Genomic DNA, 16,363 nt, shown 5'->3' with positions numbered 1-16,363 from the left:
GCTCTAAAAATCCGCTTGTCTTATTATAACGGTTAAACGCCTGCATAGGAATGCAGGCCGGCGATGACGAGATTGACGCCGATCAGCGTGAACAGCACCACGAGGAAGCCGATGACCGCAAGCCATGCGGAGCGGGTGCCCTGCCAGCCTCTCGACAGCCGCAGGTGGAGATAGGCGCTGTAGAACAGCCAGGTGATGAGCGCCCATACTTCTTTGGGATCCCAGCCCCAGAATCTCGACCAGGCGATCTGCGCCCAGATCATCGCGAAGATGAGCGCGCCCAGCGTGAATATCGGAAATCCGATCGCGATGGCCCGGTAACTGATCTCGTCGAGATCCTCCGGATCGATATCGGTCAGATGCGGATGGATGACGGCCGCGATCGGCTTGCGCGCGATCAATCGCAGCAGGCCATACAGAATCACGCCGGACAACAGCGACCATATGACAGTGTTCAACTTGCGGCCCGCATTGACGCCGTTCATCCAGGACGGCGCCTCGAATAGCGGCTCCTTAATGCCCAGATACGGCTGCATGGACAGCTTATCGCTATTGTAAGGCGCCACGATCGGCGGCAAGCCGTATTCGACGGTTTGCGTGACGCTCTGCTGAACGCCCTGCTGATCGATGCTCACCTTTTCCTGTTGGAACTTGGCTTCATAGCCGCCGCCGCGGAAGGCAAATACGGAGACGAGGAAGCCGATGATCACGACCATGAAAAACAGGACGAACTCGACCCACTTCTGCTCGCGTCGCCCGGCTTTGTCTTTGCGAGAGAAATCGATGACCCGCAGCAGCTGCACGAGCGCCGCGGCAAAGCCGACCGCGAAGAAGGCCTCGCCCGTAGCCGCCGTCGTGACGTGAATTTTGAGCCAGTAGTTGTTGAGCGCCGGGATAAGCGGCTGCACCTCGGACGGGAACACGGCGGCGTACGCAATGATGATGATAACGAGCGGGATGGCGAACGCGCCGAGCAAGTTGTTGCGGTAGATCAGGTGTACGATGATGAAGGCGAAGACGATCGCCATCGCCAGGAACGTCATGAACTCGTACATGTTGCTCGTCGGGATATGGCCGCCGCCCTTCCAACGGGTGAAGAAGAAGGTCAGATGGCAGACCCAGCCGGCGACCGCCAGAATGAAGCCTAAGCGGCCCCACCGGCGGTTATGAAGCTCGGGCTCCCGGTTGCTCCAGCGCTTGCCGCCTACCGCGATCGCATAACAAATGAACGATGCGCAGTATAGGTAAAATGCGGCCTGGAATGCAGTGCTGCTGATATCGAGCCAGTTCAACGTGAATTCCTCCTGTTATCGAGCGCCTTCGGATCGACGACGATGCCGCATTTGGCGAGCGCCGACGCCGTTTCATTACGAATGCCGTACGTATTTTTGTTCGTGTGCGCGCCGAGCGTCAGCCTGCCATTGTCGATGCGCAGCCAGATGCGCCGGTGATGCCAATAGAAGCCCATCACGAGACCGATCATCGAGATTGCGGCGCCTACCCATACGTAAGGCATCGCCCTGTCGACCCGAACGTTAAGGAAAGTCGTGTATTGCGAAAACGTCACGTTTTCCATTTTGCCGACTTCGAAATTGAAGCGACCCGAATTGCTCCCGAGCTTTTTGAAGCTGTCGTTGATCTGCTGCTGCACGCCCTTGTCTTCGGCGCTCGGCATCGGGAAGTAGATGTAAAGCTCGCCCTTTTCGTCCAGATCGGGTCCCGTGATCCGGTAGACAAAAGCCGGATTGTTAAAGTCCCGGGACTTGGTCATCGGCCGGCCTTCCTCGTCGAGACCGAAGTCGGGATAAACGTCGTTCAGCGTCAGCGTGTAGGGGCCCGCTTCGGACTTTTCCGCAGGATCGTTCATTTTAAGGTCGAACGGTCCGTACGAATCGCCGGTTTTGGCATCCAGCAGCTTCGGCTTCACCTCGATGAGCCGGATTTTCTGCTCGAAGTTGTACTGGTAAAGCTTCAGACCCTTGTACTCGAGCGGCGAATTCACTTCGATGTTGTGAGATTCGACCTTCTCGAGCACCGGATCGTGCAGCGGATCGTCGTTGCAATACTGCGTGCAAGCGTACAGCGTCGCCTGCGTCTGGTACAGCTTGGCGCGGAGCGTGCCCTTCAGCTTGTCCGGAAGCTCCTCGTCCTTGTAATAATCGACGACGAACTTGTCGTTGCCCACGTAATAGTTCGTCGCGGGAATTTGCTTGACCTGATGCTCGTCGATGCTCACGTACTGGTCCATATGCCAGGCGGGCACGCTGCGTCCGAGCACCGCCAGCAGGAACAGGATGAGTCCGATGTGGTTGATGTAAGGTCCCCATCGGCTGAACCTGTTTTTCTCGGCGAGCAGCGCGGTGCCGTCCGTCCATACGCGATAACGCTTGCGCTTGAGCTGGGCGCCGAAGTCCGCGACCCACTTTTCCGCGTCGCCCGGGATCTCCGTCTCAAGCACGGTCTGCTGACGGGTCAGAAACGTCGGATGCTTGCGAACCTGCTGCTTGGACAGCGCCTTGTAGAGTGGGAGCACGCGGTCCAGGCTGCAGATGACGAGCGACGTGCCGATCATGACGAGCAGGCCGATGAACCACCATGACTGATAGGTGCGGGAGAAGCCCAGCGCCTGATATACCGCGCCCCAAGTGCCGTATGTTTCTTTGTAAAAAGACGCGGGATCGTCCAGGTTGATAAAGGTGCTCTCTTGCGGATAAATCGTGCCTAGCGCGGCGCCGACCAGCGTGAGAATGATGAGCCAGATCGCGATCTTGACCGAAGAAAAGAAGTTCCAGACGCGGTCGATGACCGCCGGATTTGTTTTCTGCGATCGTCTGGCCGCGCCGTCGTATCGCATCTCCAGCGGAGAATCGAGCGGAAGGTCGTCCACCAGCGGCTTGCCGCAGGATTCGCATAGCACGGTACCGGTCGGATTCTGGTGACCGCACTCGCACTTGGTATTGTGTATCAACGCTTGCTGCCTCCTGTCAGAGCCCTAATCCTTGCCGAGCAGCAGGGCGATGCGGGATCCGATCGTCTCCTCGCTCATCGGGCCGCCGATTACGATATCTTGAATCTTGCCGTCGGCCGTAATGAAGAATGTCGTCGGATATTCCTTCAGGCCGTATTTGCGTTCGGTTTTTTTGTTTTTGTCGAGCAGCACGGGAAAATTAATGTCGTACGATCTGAGGAAGCTGCCGACGCTGACGCGGTCCTCGCTCAGATTGATGCCGACCAGCTGAACGCCTTGCGCTTTCCATTTGTCGTACTGCGCCTGCAGCGCGGGCATCTCGTTGCGACAAGGCGGACAGAACGTCCCCCAGAAATTGACCACGAGCGGCTTGCCCCGGTACGAGTCGAGGCTATGCGTCTTGCCGTCGAGGCCGAGCAAATCGAACGCAGGCGCTTCGCTTCCGGGTTTAAGCGCTTTATTGGGCGTCAAAAAGGACTGGCCGATCGCGTATCCCCCGACAAGCAGTACGACGGCCAGTATGATGTATTGGATCGGTTTGCGATAACGCTTCACTTTGTCACCACCGGCGTCTTTTCTTCCATTATAGCGAAAATACCGGATTCGCAGGCAAGCGCCCGGAGCTCCGGTTTTGAACATTGTGTGACACGCCGCGACAAGCCTGTGACTTGCGCCTTAAAAGCCGGTTTATCCGCCCCGCTCCGCTTTTTTGGCGGCTTCGCGCAGCGATTGAACTTCGGCATCCGACAGCTTGCGGTATTTGCCGCGCTGCAGGTTGTCCAGCGTGAGACCGCCGAACGAGACGCGCTTCAGCCGGATGACCGGATGGTGGATCGCTTCGAACATCCGCCTTACCTGGCGGTTGCGGCCCTCGTGAATCGTGATCGAGATCGTGGCCTGCTTGCCTTCCGGATCGACGTCGTGATACTCGATCTCGGCGGGCGCCGTCATGCCGTCCTCGAGCTTAATTCCCTTCTGGAGCTTGTCCAGCGCATCGCCGTGGGGCACCCGCTCAACCGTCGCCAAATAAGTCTTCGCTACGTGGTGGCGCGGATGGGTGAGCAGATTGGCGAGCTCCCCGTCGTTGGTGAGCAACAGCAGGCCCTCGGTGTCGTAATCGAGCCGGCCGACGGGATATACGCGTTCCTTGACGCCCTTGAGAAAGTCCGTCACGACCGTGCGGCCTTTTTCGTCATGCATGCTCGTGATGACGCCCTTGGGCTTATTGAACAGCAAATAAAGCTTGCTCTCGGATTTGATTTTTCTGCCGTTCACCGCGATGGCGTCCTTGGATGGATCGGCCTTAACGCCGAGCTCCTTGACCACCTCGCCGTTGACCGTCACCTTGCCGGCCGCGATGAGTTCCTCGCATTTGCGTCTCGAAGCGACGCCCGCGTTCGCGAGTATTTTCTGCAATCGTTCTTCCACTGATGGTTCACCTCACCCCCCATCATACTCCGATGGCGGGTTTTGCACAACTTGGGCGGACAATCCTTAAGAGGGGGACGTTAAAAAAGAAGCCAGCAGGCGAAGATGGCCGCGAAAAAGCCGACCGCGTCCGAAAAGAGGCCGACCTTAAGCGCGTACCTGGCGTTACGGATGCCGACGGCGCCGAAGTATACCGTCACGACGTAAAGCGTCGTGTCGGTGCTGCCCTGGACGACGGAGGCGATCCGCCCGATCAGGGAGTCGGGGCCGTAGGTTTTGATGAGGTCGGTTGCAAAGGCGAGCGAGCCTGCGCCCGTGATCGGGCGTAGCAGGCCAAGCGGAAGCACCTCGGCGGGAATGCCGAGCTTGCCGAACAGCGGGGCGACCCAACCGACCAGCATGTCCATCGCGCCCGAGGCGCGGAACATGCTGATGGCGGTCATCATGCCGACGAGATGGGGAATGATGCCGATCGCCGTCTGGAAGCCGTCCTTGGCCCCGTCGACGAACGTTTCGTAAACCGGAACTTTGCGGAAGGCGGCGACAAGCGGGATCAGGACGATAAACATGGGGATCGCCCAAGCGGAGAGCGCGTGCAAGGCGGCAACCATGGCGAACGCTCCTTTCTCCCTTGGAATCCTGAGGTATTAAAACGATGCCGGCGGCCCGGCCGGATGCCCTGCCGGATGCCGGGCGCCTGCCGCCGAGGACGGCGGCTGCACCGGAGGCGCCCCGCACTGCCGGCGGCGGTACCAGCGGTCCGCGGCGATGGCGGCCCCGGTCGATATGGCGGTGGCGAGCAGCGTCGGACCGATAATATCGGCCGGATGCGAAGAGCCGAAGTTCATCCGAATGGCGATCAGCGTCGTCGGCACGATCGTAATACTCGCGGTATTCAGCGCGAGCAGCGTGCACATGGCCGGCGTAGCGACCGTAGGATTCGGATTAAGCTTCTGGAGCTCCTGCATCGCGCGGATGCCCATCGGGGTCGCGGCATTGCCGAGTCCGAGCAAGTTGGCGCTCATATTGGACAGGATGTAGCCGAGGGCGGGATGGTCCTTCGGGACGTCCGGGAACAACCAGCGGACGACGGGCGCCATCAGGAGCGACAGGCGGCGTACGATGCCCGACGCCTCGGCGATTTTCATCAGCCCCATCCAAAACACGAGGATGCTGATCAGTCCGAAGCAGACGGTAACGCCTGTCTGGGCGCCTGTAAAAGCGGCCTCGGTCACCTGCTGGACGCGACCGTTAGCGGCGCCGAAGACGACGCTGAGCGCGATCATGCCGAGCCAGATCCAGTTGACCATAAGACCGCCTCCCTCTTCGTTATATGTCAATCGGCGGTCGGCGCCTGAGGCAGCAGCTCGACGGCACCGATCGGCTCGTCCTTTAACCGGTACGAGAGTCTTCCTCTGTAGCCCAGCTTGTAATCCGTTGTTTCGGGGCCGTACAGGTCAAGACGGATCTCGACCGCGCTGCGCTCGCCTTCCGCGAACGGATAGCAAAGCGTCGAGGCGGCTATGAAGGGATAATCTTTAACCGCGGCTCCCTTGGCGATCACTTGCTCCATCCGATATGCGGCAAAGCCGTAATCGAGCAGCTTGGCGTGATCGTTCCAGTCGTCCCCGTCGTTCAGCGTCACGGCAGCCAGCTGCCTGCCGTCCCTCGTCGCCGAGCTGACGAGCGTTCGCAGCGCCTGCTTCGTGTAGCCTGTCTTGACGCCGTCGGCGCCTTCATAAAGATTGAGCATTTTGTTTTTGTTGACCCACCGATAGCCCCATTTCTCGCCGGGATTCGGTGCGGTTTTGACTTTGGTACCGACGATTTCCCGAAAAGCAGGGCTATGCAGCGCATAAGCCGCCAGTTTCGCCATATCGTTCGCGCTGGCGAAGTGGCCTTTTTGGTCAAGCCCGCTCGGATTGGCGAAATGACTGTGCGTCATGCCGATTTCCTCGGCCTTGGCGTTCATTAAATAGACGAAGCCGTCCAGAGATCCGCCGACATGCTCGGCGATTGCCGTAGCGGCATCGTTGCCGGAGCGCAGCATGAGCCCGTACAGCATGTCCTTCAGCTTCATTTTCTCCCCGGCCTTTAGATAGATCGAGGAGCCCTCCTTGCCGGCAGCCCGGTTGCTAACTGTCACGATGCCATCCAGATCGCTCAATTCAATCGCGATGATCGCTGTCATAATCTTGGTCGTGCTCGCGATCAGCATCGACTCGTCGCCGTGGCTGCTATAGAGCAGCCTGCCGCTCGCAACGTCGATCAGCGCGGCTGCCTTCGCATGCGTGGACGGCTTGCCGGGCAAAGTTCCTGCGGGCTTTGCATGCGATGCAGGCGCGACAGAAATGTTGCCGGGCTTTGATGCGGATGCGAAAGTAAGGTTGGGCGAAATCCAAAGCGACAACGCAGCCGCCCCGGCCGCCGCAATTTTCAAGACGCGCGCGCGCCGGCGGCTTTTCGTACGAGCTTGCATGAACGGTTTCCTCCCTGAGGGCTTGCTTGTCTGTCAACCGTCTATCCATTGTATGCGGGCATGTCCGCGCTTATGCGGCCGTCTCCTCCCGATGCCCGAACGTAAACAAGCGCAAGGCGAACACCCGATTGGGGCAAGCCTTGCGCTCGTTTTTCGCTGCTCGAGCCAGGGGCTCAGTGCGAGTTCAGGTCGGGATCCGTCGGCATCGAGCCGGCAGTCCGGCGTTCCTCGATCATCATGTCCTTGTCGCCGCGGAACATGCGCTGCAGCTTGTCGACCCAGGTCGGTGCCGCGTCGATCAGCCGTTCGAACAAGTGCGTCTGATTGTCAAGCGGCACGACCTTGACCCCTTGAGCGCCTACGACAAGAAAAGCGATCGGGCTGATCGACACGCCGCCGCCGCTGCCGCCGCCGAACGGCATCTGTACGCTGGCGTTGTGACCGCCGTCTTGATGATTTTGACCTTGCTTGCGATTCGCTTGCTCTTCCATGCCCTGGAATTCGGATCCGCCGGCCGCGAATCCGAAGCCTACTTTGCTGATCGGCAGGATGACGCTCCCGTCCGGCGTTTGAACGGGCTCGCCGACGATCGTGTTGACGTCGACCATTTCCTTGATGTTTTCCATGGCCGTCTGCATCAAGCCTTGAATCGGATGTTCGGACATGCTCTCGCTCGCCTCCTATGCTGTATGCTTGCGCGGCACTCGAATAAATGAAGCCTTCCGCCAGCTATAGGTTAACCGTCGCCCGCGCGGAATATGTAACCCGTAGCGCCGCGATGTCCCGATCCCGCAAGCGATTCGACCGTTCTTACGATTCGGACGCCTGACGGGGAACCGATCGCCAGTCCCGGAACGCTTTACGGAGCGCTGAACCGTATCGCAGACGCGGCAGCAGCTTTATCCCGTGAGCGAGAGCCGTACCGGCCCGGATCCGAAAATCCGCTTCCCATACGACAGACAGCTCGATTCCTGCGTAAACCGGCTCCACTTTGCCGTTCGGATGCGTATTCAATTTGACGAATCGGTCCAGCACGCCGGTGGCGATACCCATGACCGACCAACAAAGCCCTGTCGCTACGGCGGTGGACGCCGCATCGCCCGTTCCGATGCGTATATCCATCCGATAGCGCGTGCATTCGATTTTGCGCAACCCTTCGAACAGCCAGCCCTTCAATTCCCTAACCGACACTAGCATTTCCCGCACCGCGAGCCTCAAGCGCCGTAGGGTTCGCAGATTGATCAGCATACGCCGGGAGCCTGACGATGTCCGGCCGGCAGCCGGCGCCTCCGTCTGCTCCTTCATACGGTAAGACAGGCCTGTCTTCGAGAGCCGGATCGTCGGGATTTCTACATGAAAACGGTACAAGCCGTAAAGCGCGTGCACGATCACGACGAGCTGGTCGAGCTTGCCGCTGCGCGAATATCGGATCCGGAGACGGACAGACGACAGACAAGCTGCGACGGCGGCAGCCAGGAGGCACGCCGCTGCGGCCCAATACCAAAAAACCATACGCTCCCCCGCCTTTCGCATGGGGATAGTATGGCCTCGGCACATGGGTTCATGCGCATAAACAGATTAGAATTCCCAATCGTCGTCTCTCGGCGCGGCAGCCGGGGTACGCGCTTCTTTTTCCTCTTCTTCCCGATCCGCATGAATAGGATCCGGCAAAGGGCCTTCTTCTTCTCTATCATCATCGTCGGCAGGCAGCCCCTCAAGCAGCGCGCGATCCAGATCGTCCATCGACAGCTGTCGGCCTTCGATCCGTTCGAACAGCATCCGGGTACGCTCTTCCATGTCTTCGTCGGCATCGGCCGCGACGACGGGATCCGGCAGGTCCTCGATACCCGATAAGCCGAAGTAATCGAGAAAAGCTTTGGTCGTCCCGTACAAAATCGGACGGCCGATCTGTTCGGCACGGCCAACCTCTTCGATCAAGTCTTTGGCGACAAGCGTCTGCAGGGGCCGCTCGGCCTTGACGCCGCGTATTTCTTCGATCTCTACGCGGGTGATGGGCTGCCGGTAAGCGACGATGGACAGCGTTTCGAGCGCAGCTTGCGAGAGCGGCGTTCGCGCGGGAGAATAGGCGAGCTTTTCAAAATAAGCCGCGTGCTCGGGCGCAGTCGTAAGCCGATAGGTCCCTGCGATCTCCGCGATGCGTATGCCGCGCTTGCGTCTGGTAAGATCTTTCTGCAGATCTTTTACGATGTCGGTGACGACGTCGCCGTCCACCTCGACGATTTCCGCGATCGTCTTTTTTGTCAGCCCGTCTTCTCCCGCTACGAACAGCAGTCCTTCAAGTACCGATTTCAAGGTCGAATAATCCATCGTCGTCGGCCTCCCTTCCCGTCCACGTCAGCACGATCTCGTCGAACAGCCCGCTCTGATGGCAGCTGACCCAGCGCCGCTTCATGAGCTCCAGCACGGCGAGAAAGGTGGCTACGATCTCCTCGCGCACCGGCGAATCGCCGATAAGCTGGGAGAACATTACCTTTGCCTCCCCGGCCGAGCCTCGCGTCTTGAGCACCGACATGATGTCGCGTATTCGATCCTTGACCGATATCTCGTCGCGCCGAATGGCGGAAATCCGATTTCTGCCGGCTGCGCGTCTCAGCGCCTTGCGGAACGCACGGACCAGATCGTCGACGTGCAAACCTTCGACCGGATTGCGCTTAACGCTCGGCTCGAACGGCGACAGATCATAAGGCTCGCGCGTAAACACCAGGCTGCGCTCGAGCTCGTGCTCGCGCAATTGCCCGGCGATCGCCTTGAATTTTCGGTACTCGATCAGCCTGCGGATGAGCTCCTCGCGCGGATCCTCGCCGAAGTCGTCCGCATCCGTCAGCCATGGCTCGTCCGTCACCGGCGGCTTGGGCAGCAGCTGCCTGCTCTTCATCGACAGCAGCGTGGCGGCCATAACGAGAAATTCGCTCGTCACGTCCAACTCGAGCTCCGTCATCGCCTCAAGATAAGACATATACTGATCGGTAATGTCGCTGATCGAGATATCTTCGATGGCGATTTCCGCCTTGTCGATCAGATGGAGCAGCAGATCGAGCGGGCCTTCGAACGATTCCAGCTTGTATAAAACGGTCGTGCCGATATGAATTCACCCTTCCCCAGCGTTCAAGCGATGCCCCGGAAAGCGTGGAAGGCGGCGTAAAGCCCGCCGCCTCCATAAGCTTCCGGCCTTCGGCCGATCCGATCAGCCTTGCAGCGCCCGCGTCAGGTTAGCCATCTCGATCGCGGTCGCCGCGGCTTCCCAGCCCTTATTGCCGGCTTTGGTACCCGCCCGCTCGATCGCCTGCTCGATGCTGTCGACGGTCAGCACGCCGAACACGGTCGGCACGCCGGTCTTGAGTCCGACGGCCGCGACGCCCTTGGCGGCTTCGTTGCAGACGTAATCGAAGTGCGGCGTGGAGCCGCGAATAACGGCGCCGAGCGTGATGACCGCGTCGTATTTGCCGCTCTCAGCCATCTTTTGCGCGATCAGCGCAATTTCGAACGCGCCCGGCACCCAAGCGACTTCGACTTCGTGATCCTCCGCGCCGTGGCGCTTGAACGCGTCGAGCGCGCCGCTAAGCAGCTTGGAGGAAATAAACTCGTTGAAACGGCCGACGACGATGCCATATTTTAACCCTTGGGAGATGAGATTGCCTTCATATACGAATGCCATATTCTTTCATCCTCTCTTCGGCGCTAGGCCGGTCTGTTCGTTTTGTTCGATCGTTTGGAGCGTGGCAAGCGGCTGCTCCTGGTCTTCCGCGAACGAAAGAAGGTGACCCAGTTTGGAACGCTTGGTGCGGAGGTACGATTTGTTGTCCTCGTTTTCGTCCATCTGGATCGGCACGCGCTCCACGATTTCGAGGCCATAGCCTTCCAGGCCGCGGACCTTGCGCGGATTGTTCGTCAGGAGACGAATGCGGCGGACGCCAAGATCTTTGAGGATCTGCGCTCCGATGCCGTAATCCCGGAGATCAGGCGCGAATCCCAATTTAATATTCGCCTCGACCGTATCCAATCCCTCTTCCTGGAGCTGATAAGCGCGAAGTTTGTTCAGCAAGCCGATACCGCGGCCCTCCTGGCGCATATAGAGCAGTATGCCGCGTCCCTCGCGCGCGATCTGACGCATAGCGGCCTCGAGCTGGGGCCCGCAGTCGCAGCGGTGCGAATGGAAGATATCTCCGGTCAGGCATTCCGAGTGCACCCGCAGCAGCACGGGCTCGCTATCGTCGATAACGCCTTTGACGAGCGCGACATGCTCCTTGTTGTCTACTTCGTTGGAATAGGCGACCATCTCGAATTCGCCGAAGTCGGTCGGCATGCGAACGGCAACCTCGCGCTTCACGAGCTTTTCCTTATCGTTGCGATACCGGATCAACTCCTGGATCGAGATCAGCTTCAGGTCGTGCTCCTTGGCGAATAGCTGCAGATCGGGCAGCCGCGCCATCGTCCCGTCTTCCTTGATGACCTCGCAGATGACGGCCGCGGGCTCCGACTCGCACAAAATCGCGAGATCGATCGCAGCTTCCGTATGGCCCGAACGGCGAAGGACGCCGCCCTTTTTGGCGATCAACGGGAAAATATGCCCCGGCTTGCGGAAATCGCCCGGCTTGGCGTCCGGATCGATCAATCCCTTAACGGTCATGGCGCGTTCGTAAGCGGATATCCCCGTTGTGGTGGAAATATGGTCGACGGATACCGTGAACGCAGTGCCATGATAATCCGTATTGTGGCTGACCATCGGCGGAAGTTCGAGCTGCTCTGCCCGCTCTTGGGTGATCGGCGCGCATACGAGTCCGCGAGCCTTCGTGATCATGAAGTTGATCACTTCAGCCGTCGCCTTCTCTGCGAGCGCGATCAGATCGCCCTCGTTTTCCCGGTCTTCGTCATCCACGACGAGAACCATTTTGCCCCGTTTCAAATCTTCGAGCGCCTCATCGATCGTATCGAAAGTCCCATTCTCCATGGCTCGTTTCCCCCTTGTACCTTCCAAGTCAGAAGCCGAATTCTCTCAGCTTCGCTTCCGTGAGCCCCGATGAAGATGCAGCCGGTGCGGCTGGCCGGCCCCCGTGTCTATCGTGCAGCAGATGATCGATATATTTGCCCAAAATGTCGTTTTCTACGTTGACCGAGGCGCCCGGCTGCTTGTTCACGAGCGCCGTCTCCGCCAGCGTGTGCGGAATGATTGATACCGCCAGCGTTCCGGACGTCCGGTCCGCGTCGATAACGGTCAGGCTGATGCCGTCCAGCGTGATCGAGCCCTGCGGCACGACGAGCCGCAGCAGGTGCGACTGTTCGGGCCGCAGTCTAAATACGACGGCGTTCGCTTCGTGCGTGCGGGACACGATCACGGCCGTCCCGTCCACATGCCCTTGCACGATATGTCCGCCGAAGCGGCCGCCCGCTAGCATCGCGCGCTCGAGATTGACGGGCTCCCCCGGCTTTAAATGCTTGAGATTGGTATGCCTGTAAGTCTCCGGCATGACGTCTGCGCTGAAGCTGTTGCCGTTGTAAGAGACGACCGTCAGACAGACGCCGTTCACGGCGATGCTGTCGCCCAGCTTCACGTCTTCCAGCACCTTCCGCGCGGCTACGGTCAGCAGCAGCGCTTCGCCGCGGCTCTCGATCCGCTGCAGCTTGCCGACCTCTTCAATGAGTCCCGTGAACATCCGCTAACCTCCTTCTCCTCGCAGCTGCGGGTATCCGGTCACGCACCAATCTTCCCCGTAGCGCTCGATCGACGCGATCTCGATATGCGCCGCATCTCCCATTAGCTCCGGCCCGCTGAACGCGAAACCCGAGGGTGCGCCGTCGCCGACGATCTTGGGCGCGTAGAACAGCATCATCTTGCCCACGAGGCCATCCTTAAGCAGCGAGCCGTTCAGCACGCCGCCTCCCTCGGCCAAAACGGAACCGATGCCGCGTTCGCCGAGCGTCTTAAGCCCCGCCCTCAGGTCGACGCGCGGCCCGGGACCGCAGCGGATGACGTCGGCGCCTGCATCGGCAAGACGGCTAGCGGCAGCCTCGTCCGCTTCGTCCGTCGTCAGCACGACGGTAGGCGCGACTGCGTTAAGCACGCGCGCAGCCGCCGGCGTGCGAAGACGGGAATCCACGACGATGCGGACGGGATGAAGTCCCGGCACCGCAAGCCGCGTCGTAAGCTCCGGATCGTCCGCAAGCACGGTGCCTGCGCCGACCATGATCGCTTGATGGCGGTGCCGCAGCGTATGAACGGCTTCGCGGGACGACTCGCCCGTAATCCAGCGGCTGTGCCCCGTGCGCGTGGCGATCCTTCCGTCCAGCGTCAGCGCGGTCTTGATCGTCACGAACGGCATGCCCGTAACGATAAAGTGATTAAACGCTTCGTTCAGCGCACGCGCCTCTTCGCCCAATAGGCCGACATCGACCGCAATGCCGCGTTCCCGCAGCTTCGCGATGCCGCTGCCCGCGACGAGCGGGTTGGGGTCCTCGGTCGCTACGACGACGCGGCTCACGCCTTCCGCAATCAGCCGGTCGCAGCAGGGCGGCGTCCGGCCGTAATGGCTGCAGGGCTCGAGCGTGACGTACGCCGTCGCGCCCGACGCTTCGGTTCCCGCCATATTAAGGGCGTGAACCTCGGCATGCGCCTCGCCGCGCTTCAAATGCGCGCCCAGCCCGACGATGCGTCCTTCCTTGACGACGACGCAGCCGACCATCGGATTGATTCCCGTCTGACCGGCCGCGCCAGCCGCAGCTTGAAGCGCGAGGCGCATATAGAACGCGTCGTTCAGCAGCTCCATCCCTCGTCACTCCTTTTCAATAGCTGGCTTGGCAACTTGCCAGATAACGCAAAAAACCCGGAGTGCCTTCCCCCGGGTCGAATAGTCGCACAGCATGAAACAGACCTGCTGCATGTATGAAGAAGTCGTCCGATACGAATGGCGAAATGCCGTTGCATCGATATAGTTTGTGAATTGTAGCACAAACACAATCAATGCATACCGATGTCGCTTTATTCGTAACCGCACTTTCCGCCCTCATTAACACGTTCGGCCGTGCTGCGCTTCCTTCTCCCATCCAGACTGTCACTGTCGGTCCCGGATTCTCACCAGGTCCACCGCCTTGCGCCGTCATCGGAATGAAAGGCGCTCACGCGGGTCACGGACTAACGGCCGTCCTCGCGCGCTTGCCGCAAGGATGCCGAACACCGCCGGTGGGGAATTACGCCCCGCCCTGAAGGTAAGCATCAAAATCGTTCGTCTTCCGTGGTGCCCTGACCGGTTGTCCGTCAGACAACCTATATCCGACTCCCAGAATCGGAATGAACGATTTATAGGCATGTTAGCATCATAAATGAAAAAAAGCAAGGATTTTCATCCTTGCTCGGCCGCACCGTTTAATTCAATAGCTGTTCATCCATTTTACATTTTCAAACACTCCTAAATGCTATTTGATACATTTTGTATCTTTTAGGAGTCATTTGTCAATCACTAAAACGATACCTCACATCGATAGGAAGTTAAAAATCAAAAAGACCCGCTCAAAGAGCGAGTCTAACTTATTATTTAATAACTTACTCGGCGACCGAAATGGACTCGAACTTGTCGCCGCCGTGCAGGGCGTCGACATGCTCCATGCCGGACACGACTTTGCCGAAGACGGTGTGAACGCCGTCGAGGTGCGGCTGCGGCGCGTAAACGATGTAAAACTGGCTGCCGCCCGTGTTCTTGCCGCGGTGAGCCATCGCGAGCGCGCCGCGCTCGTGCTTGTTCGGGTTGATCTCGCAGTCGATCTCGTAGCCGGGACCGCCAGTGCCGTTGCCGTTCGGGCATCCGCCCTGCGCGACGAAGTTCGGAATGACGCGGTGGAAGCTCAGGTTATTATAGAAGCCCGTATTGGCCAGCTTCTCGAAGTTGGCGACCGTGTTCGGGGCGTCCTTGTCGAACAGTTCGATGACGACCTCATTGCCGTTGGCCAGTTTGATCGTGGCTTGCTTGGACATGAAAATCAACGCTCCTTCTCATTCGCTGTTTTTGACTTGTCCCATCATACTACATTTTGAGAAAAAAGGAAAAAGGCCGCCGCAAGCGACGGCCTTCAGCCTGAATGCAAGCTCTCGATGCTCATTGGCAAGCCGGGCAGGACTTACTTCCCTTATGCGCGCACCGTTTGCTTCTGTAGACGCTCCGGCAGCAGATCGTTCCGGGCGATATCCTCGAACGATTCGCGCGCCACGACGAGGTCTGCTTGTCCGTCCTTCACGAAGACGACTGCAGGACGGCGAATACGGTTGTAGTTGCTCGCCATCGCATAGTTATAGGCGCCGGTGCAGAATACCGCCAGCAAGTCGCCGGACTGCACGGCAGGCAGCTTGAGGTCCCAGATAAGCATATCGCCGCTCTCGCAGCACTTGCCCGCGACCGATACGAGCTCGGTTGCTTCCTCTTCGGGGCGGTTGGCAAGCACGGCTTCATACTTGGATTCATACAGCGCAGGGCGCGGATTGTCCGTCATGCCGCCGTCGACGGCAATGTACTTGCGGACGCCCGGGATGTCCTTGCTGGTGCCAACCGTGTACAGCGTCGTGCCGGCATCGCCGACGATGCTGCGGCCCGGCTCGACCCAGATCTCGGGCAGCGGATAGTCGGCAGCCGTGAACGACGAGATAATGGCGCCCGTAATCGCCTCGACATAGGTTGCGACCGGCAGCGGCGTGTCGCCTTCGACGTAGCGGATGCCGAAGCCGCCGCCCAGATTGATAACGGAAAACGTCTTGTCCAGCTTCGCGCGCACTTCAAGGGAGAATGCGGCAACCTTTTCGACTGCCATGCGGAAGCCTTCGACCTCGAAAATTTGCGAGCCGATGTGCGAGTGAACGCCGAGCAGGTTGAGCTGCGGCTGGCCGAGCGCCTCTTCGACGGCGCGAAGCGCGGTGCCGTTGCCGATGTCAAAGCCGAACTTGGAATCCTGCTGGCCTGTGGAAATGTAGTCGTGCGTATGCGCTTCGACGCCCGGCGTCACGCGCAGCAGAATGTTGACCTTCTGTCCGCGCTCGGCGGCGATCGCGTTAAGCAGCGCGAGCTCGGTGAAGTTGTCGACGACAAAACAGCCGATGCCGGCATTCAACGCCATCTCGATCTCGTCCGGCGTCTTGTTGTTGCCGTGGAAGTGAATGCGCTCCGGCGGAAATCCGGCCTGCAGCGCCGTATACAGCTCGCCGTCCGAGACGACGTCGAGGCTCATGCCTTCTTCCTCCGCAACGCGGCACATCGCCATGACGCAGAAAGCCTTGGATGCGTAAGCGACCTGGAACTTGAGGCCCGTCGCCTTGAAGGCTTCGACGTATTCGCGGGCGCGCTGGCGCACGAGCGCCTCGTCTACGACGTAGAGGGGCGTTCCGAACTTCGCTGCGAGATCAAGCGTGTCGACGCCTCCGATTTCAAGATGACCTTGGTCATTGATACGGCTGGTACCGTGAAAATACATGTATGATTTCCCCTTTTCGG

At 59.5% G+C, this 16,363-nt stretch carries 17 protein-coding genes and 1 riboswitch; all 17 genes read right to left on the bottom strand.

Going from position 1 to position 16,363, the window contains the following annotated elements; all coding sequences use genetic code 11:
* Positions 1–32: 32 nt before the first annotated feature.
* A complete protein-coding gene (ccsA, locus tag ACFOTD_RS27905) occupies positions 33–1,292 on the bottom strand; it encodes a cytochrome c biogenesis protein CcsA (protein WP_378123229.1) in 1,260 nt (419 codons plus the stop codon).
* Complete coding sequence (gene resB, locus ACFOTD_RS27900; RefSeq protein WP_378123228.1) at positions 1,289–2,968, bottom strand: cytochrome c biogenesis protein ResB; 1,680 nt, start codon at positions 2,966–2,968, stop codon at positions 1,289–1,291. Before resB ends, ccsA begins: the two co-directional genes overlap by 4 nt.
* A 24-nt stretch (positions 2,969–2,992) precedes the next feature.
* On the bottom strand, positions 2,993–3,523 hold the full coding sequence (locus ACFOTD_RS27895; protein WP_378123227.1) for a redoxin domain-containing protein: 531 nt from the start codon (positions 3,521–3,523) through the stop codon (positions 2,993–2,995).
* Between the two features lie 132 nt (positions 3,524–3,655).
* On the bottom strand, positions 3,656–4,396 hold the full coding sequence (locus ACFOTD_RS27890; RefSeq protein ID WP_378123226.1) for a pseudouridine synthase: 741 nt from the start codon (positions 4,394–4,396) through the stop codon (positions 3,656–3,658).
* A gap of 80 nt (positions 4,397–4,476) precedes the next feature.
* On the bottom strand, positions 4,477–5,007 hold the full coding sequence (locus tag ACFOTD_RS27885; RefSeq protein WP_378123225.1) for a spore maturation protein: 531 nt from the start codon (positions 5,005–5,007) through the stop codon (positions 4,477–4,479).
* A 36-nt stretch (positions 5,008–5,043) separates the two neighbouring features.
* On the bottom strand, positions 5,044–5,706 hold the full coding sequence (locus tag ACFOTD_RS27880) for a nucleoside recognition domain-containing protein (RefSeq protein WP_378123224.1): 663 nt from the start codon (positions 5,704–5,706) through the stop codon (positions 5,044–5,046).
* 26 nt (positions 5,707–5,732) lie between these two features.
* Complete coding sequence (locus ACFOTD_RS27875; protein ID WP_378123223.1) at positions 5,733–6,875, bottom strand: D-alanyl-D-alanine carboxypeptidase family protein; 1,143 nt, start codon at positions 6,873–6,875, stop codon at positions 5,733–5,735.
* A gap of 173 nt (positions 6,876–7,048) precedes the next feature.
* Complete coding sequence (ytfJ, locus tag ACFOTD_RS27870; protein WP_378123222.1) at positions 7,049–7,540, bottom strand: GerW family sporulation protein; 492 nt, start codon at positions 7,538–7,540, stop codon at positions 7,049–7,051.
* Between the two features lie 145 nt (positions 7,541–7,685).
* Positions 7,686–8,387 carry a DUF2953 domain-containing protein gene (locus ACFOTD_RS27865; protein ID WP_378123221.1) on the bottom strand — a complete coding sequence of 234 codons (702 nt, stop codon included), beginning with the start codon at positions 8,385–8,387 and terminating at the stop codon, positions 7,686–7,688.
* Positions 8,388–8,453: 66 nt separating this feature from the next.
* Positions 8,454–9,203 (bottom strand): SMC-Scp complex subunit ScpB, encoded by a 750-nt coding sequence (scpB, locus tag ACFOTD_RS27860; RefSeq protein ID WP_378123220.1) that lies wholly within the window; start codon positions 9,201–9,203, stop codon positions 8,454–8,456.
* Positions 9,172–9,978 (bottom strand): segregation and condensation protein A, encoded by an 807-nt coding sequence (locus tag ACFOTD_RS27855; protein WP_378123261.1) that lies wholly within the window; start codon positions 9,976–9,978, stop codon positions 9,172–9,174. Before ACFOTD_RS27855 ends, scpB begins: the two co-directional genes overlap by 32 nt.
* A 102-nt stretch (positions 9,979–10,080) precedes the next feature.
* Positions 10,081–10,551, bottom strand: coding sequence for a 6,7-dimethyl-8-ribityllumazine synthase (ribH, locus tag ACFOTD_RS27850; RefSeq protein WP_378123219.1), 471 nt, complete (start codon positions 10,549–10,551; stop codon positions 10,081–10,083).
* Positions 10,552–10,557: 6 nt separating this feature from the next.
* The gene (locus ACFOTD_RS27845) at positions 10,558–11,844 is read right to left on the bottom strand and encodes a bifunctional 3,4-dihydroxy-2-butanone-4-phosphate synthase/GTP cyclohydrolase II (RefSeq protein WP_378123218.1); all 1,287 of its coding nucleotides are present in this window, start codon (positions 11,842–11,844) and stop codon (positions 10,558–10,560) included.
* 28 nt (positions 11,845–11,872) lie between these two features.
* The gene (gene ribE, locus ACFOTD_RS27840) at positions 11,873–12,547 is read right to left on the bottom strand and encodes a riboflavin synthase (protein ID WP_378123217.1); all 675 of its coding nucleotides are present in this window, start codon (positions 12,545–12,547) and stop codon (positions 11,873–11,875) included.
* 3 nt (positions 12,548–12,550) lie between these two features.
* Positions 12,551–13,657 carry a bifunctional diaminohydroxyphosphoribosylaminopyrimidine deaminase/5-amino-6-(5-phosphoribosylamino)uracil reductase RibD gene (gene ribD, locus ACFOTD_RS27835; protein ID WP_378123216.1) on the bottom strand — a complete coding sequence of 369 codons (1,107 nt, stop codon included), beginning with the start codon at positions 13,655–13,657 and terminating at the stop codon, positions 12,551–12,553.
* 261 nt (positions 13,658–13,918) lie between these two features.
* Positions 13,919–14,102: riboswitch (FMN riboswitch) on the bottom strand.
* A 328-nt stretch (positions 14,103–14,430) separates the two neighbouring features.
* The gene (locus tag ACFOTD_RS27830) at positions 14,431–14,859 is read right to left on the bottom strand and encodes a peptidylprolyl isomerase (RefSeq protein ID WP_378123215.1); all 429 of its coding nucleotides are present in this window, start codon (positions 14,857–14,859) and stop codon (positions 14,431–14,433) included.
* 152 nt (positions 14,860–15,011) lie between these two features.
* The gene (gene lysA, locus ACFOTD_RS27825; RefSeq protein ID WP_378123214.1) at positions 15,012–16,343 is read right to left on the bottom strand and encodes a diaminopimelate decarboxylase; all 1,332 of its coding nucleotides are present in this window, start codon (positions 16,341–16,343) and stop codon (positions 15,012–15,014) included.
* Positions 16,344–16,363: the final 20 nt, after the last annotated feature.

The sequence above is a fragment of the Cohnella sp. GCM10012308 genome (assembly GCF_042649185.1).
In the GTDB taxonomy this organism is placed as follows: domain Bacteria; phylum Bacillota; class Bacilli; order Paenibacillales; family Paenibacillaceae; genus Cohnella.
Note: the sequence above shows the minus strand (reverse complement) of the source record. Positions and strands in the feature narration are given on the sequence as shown.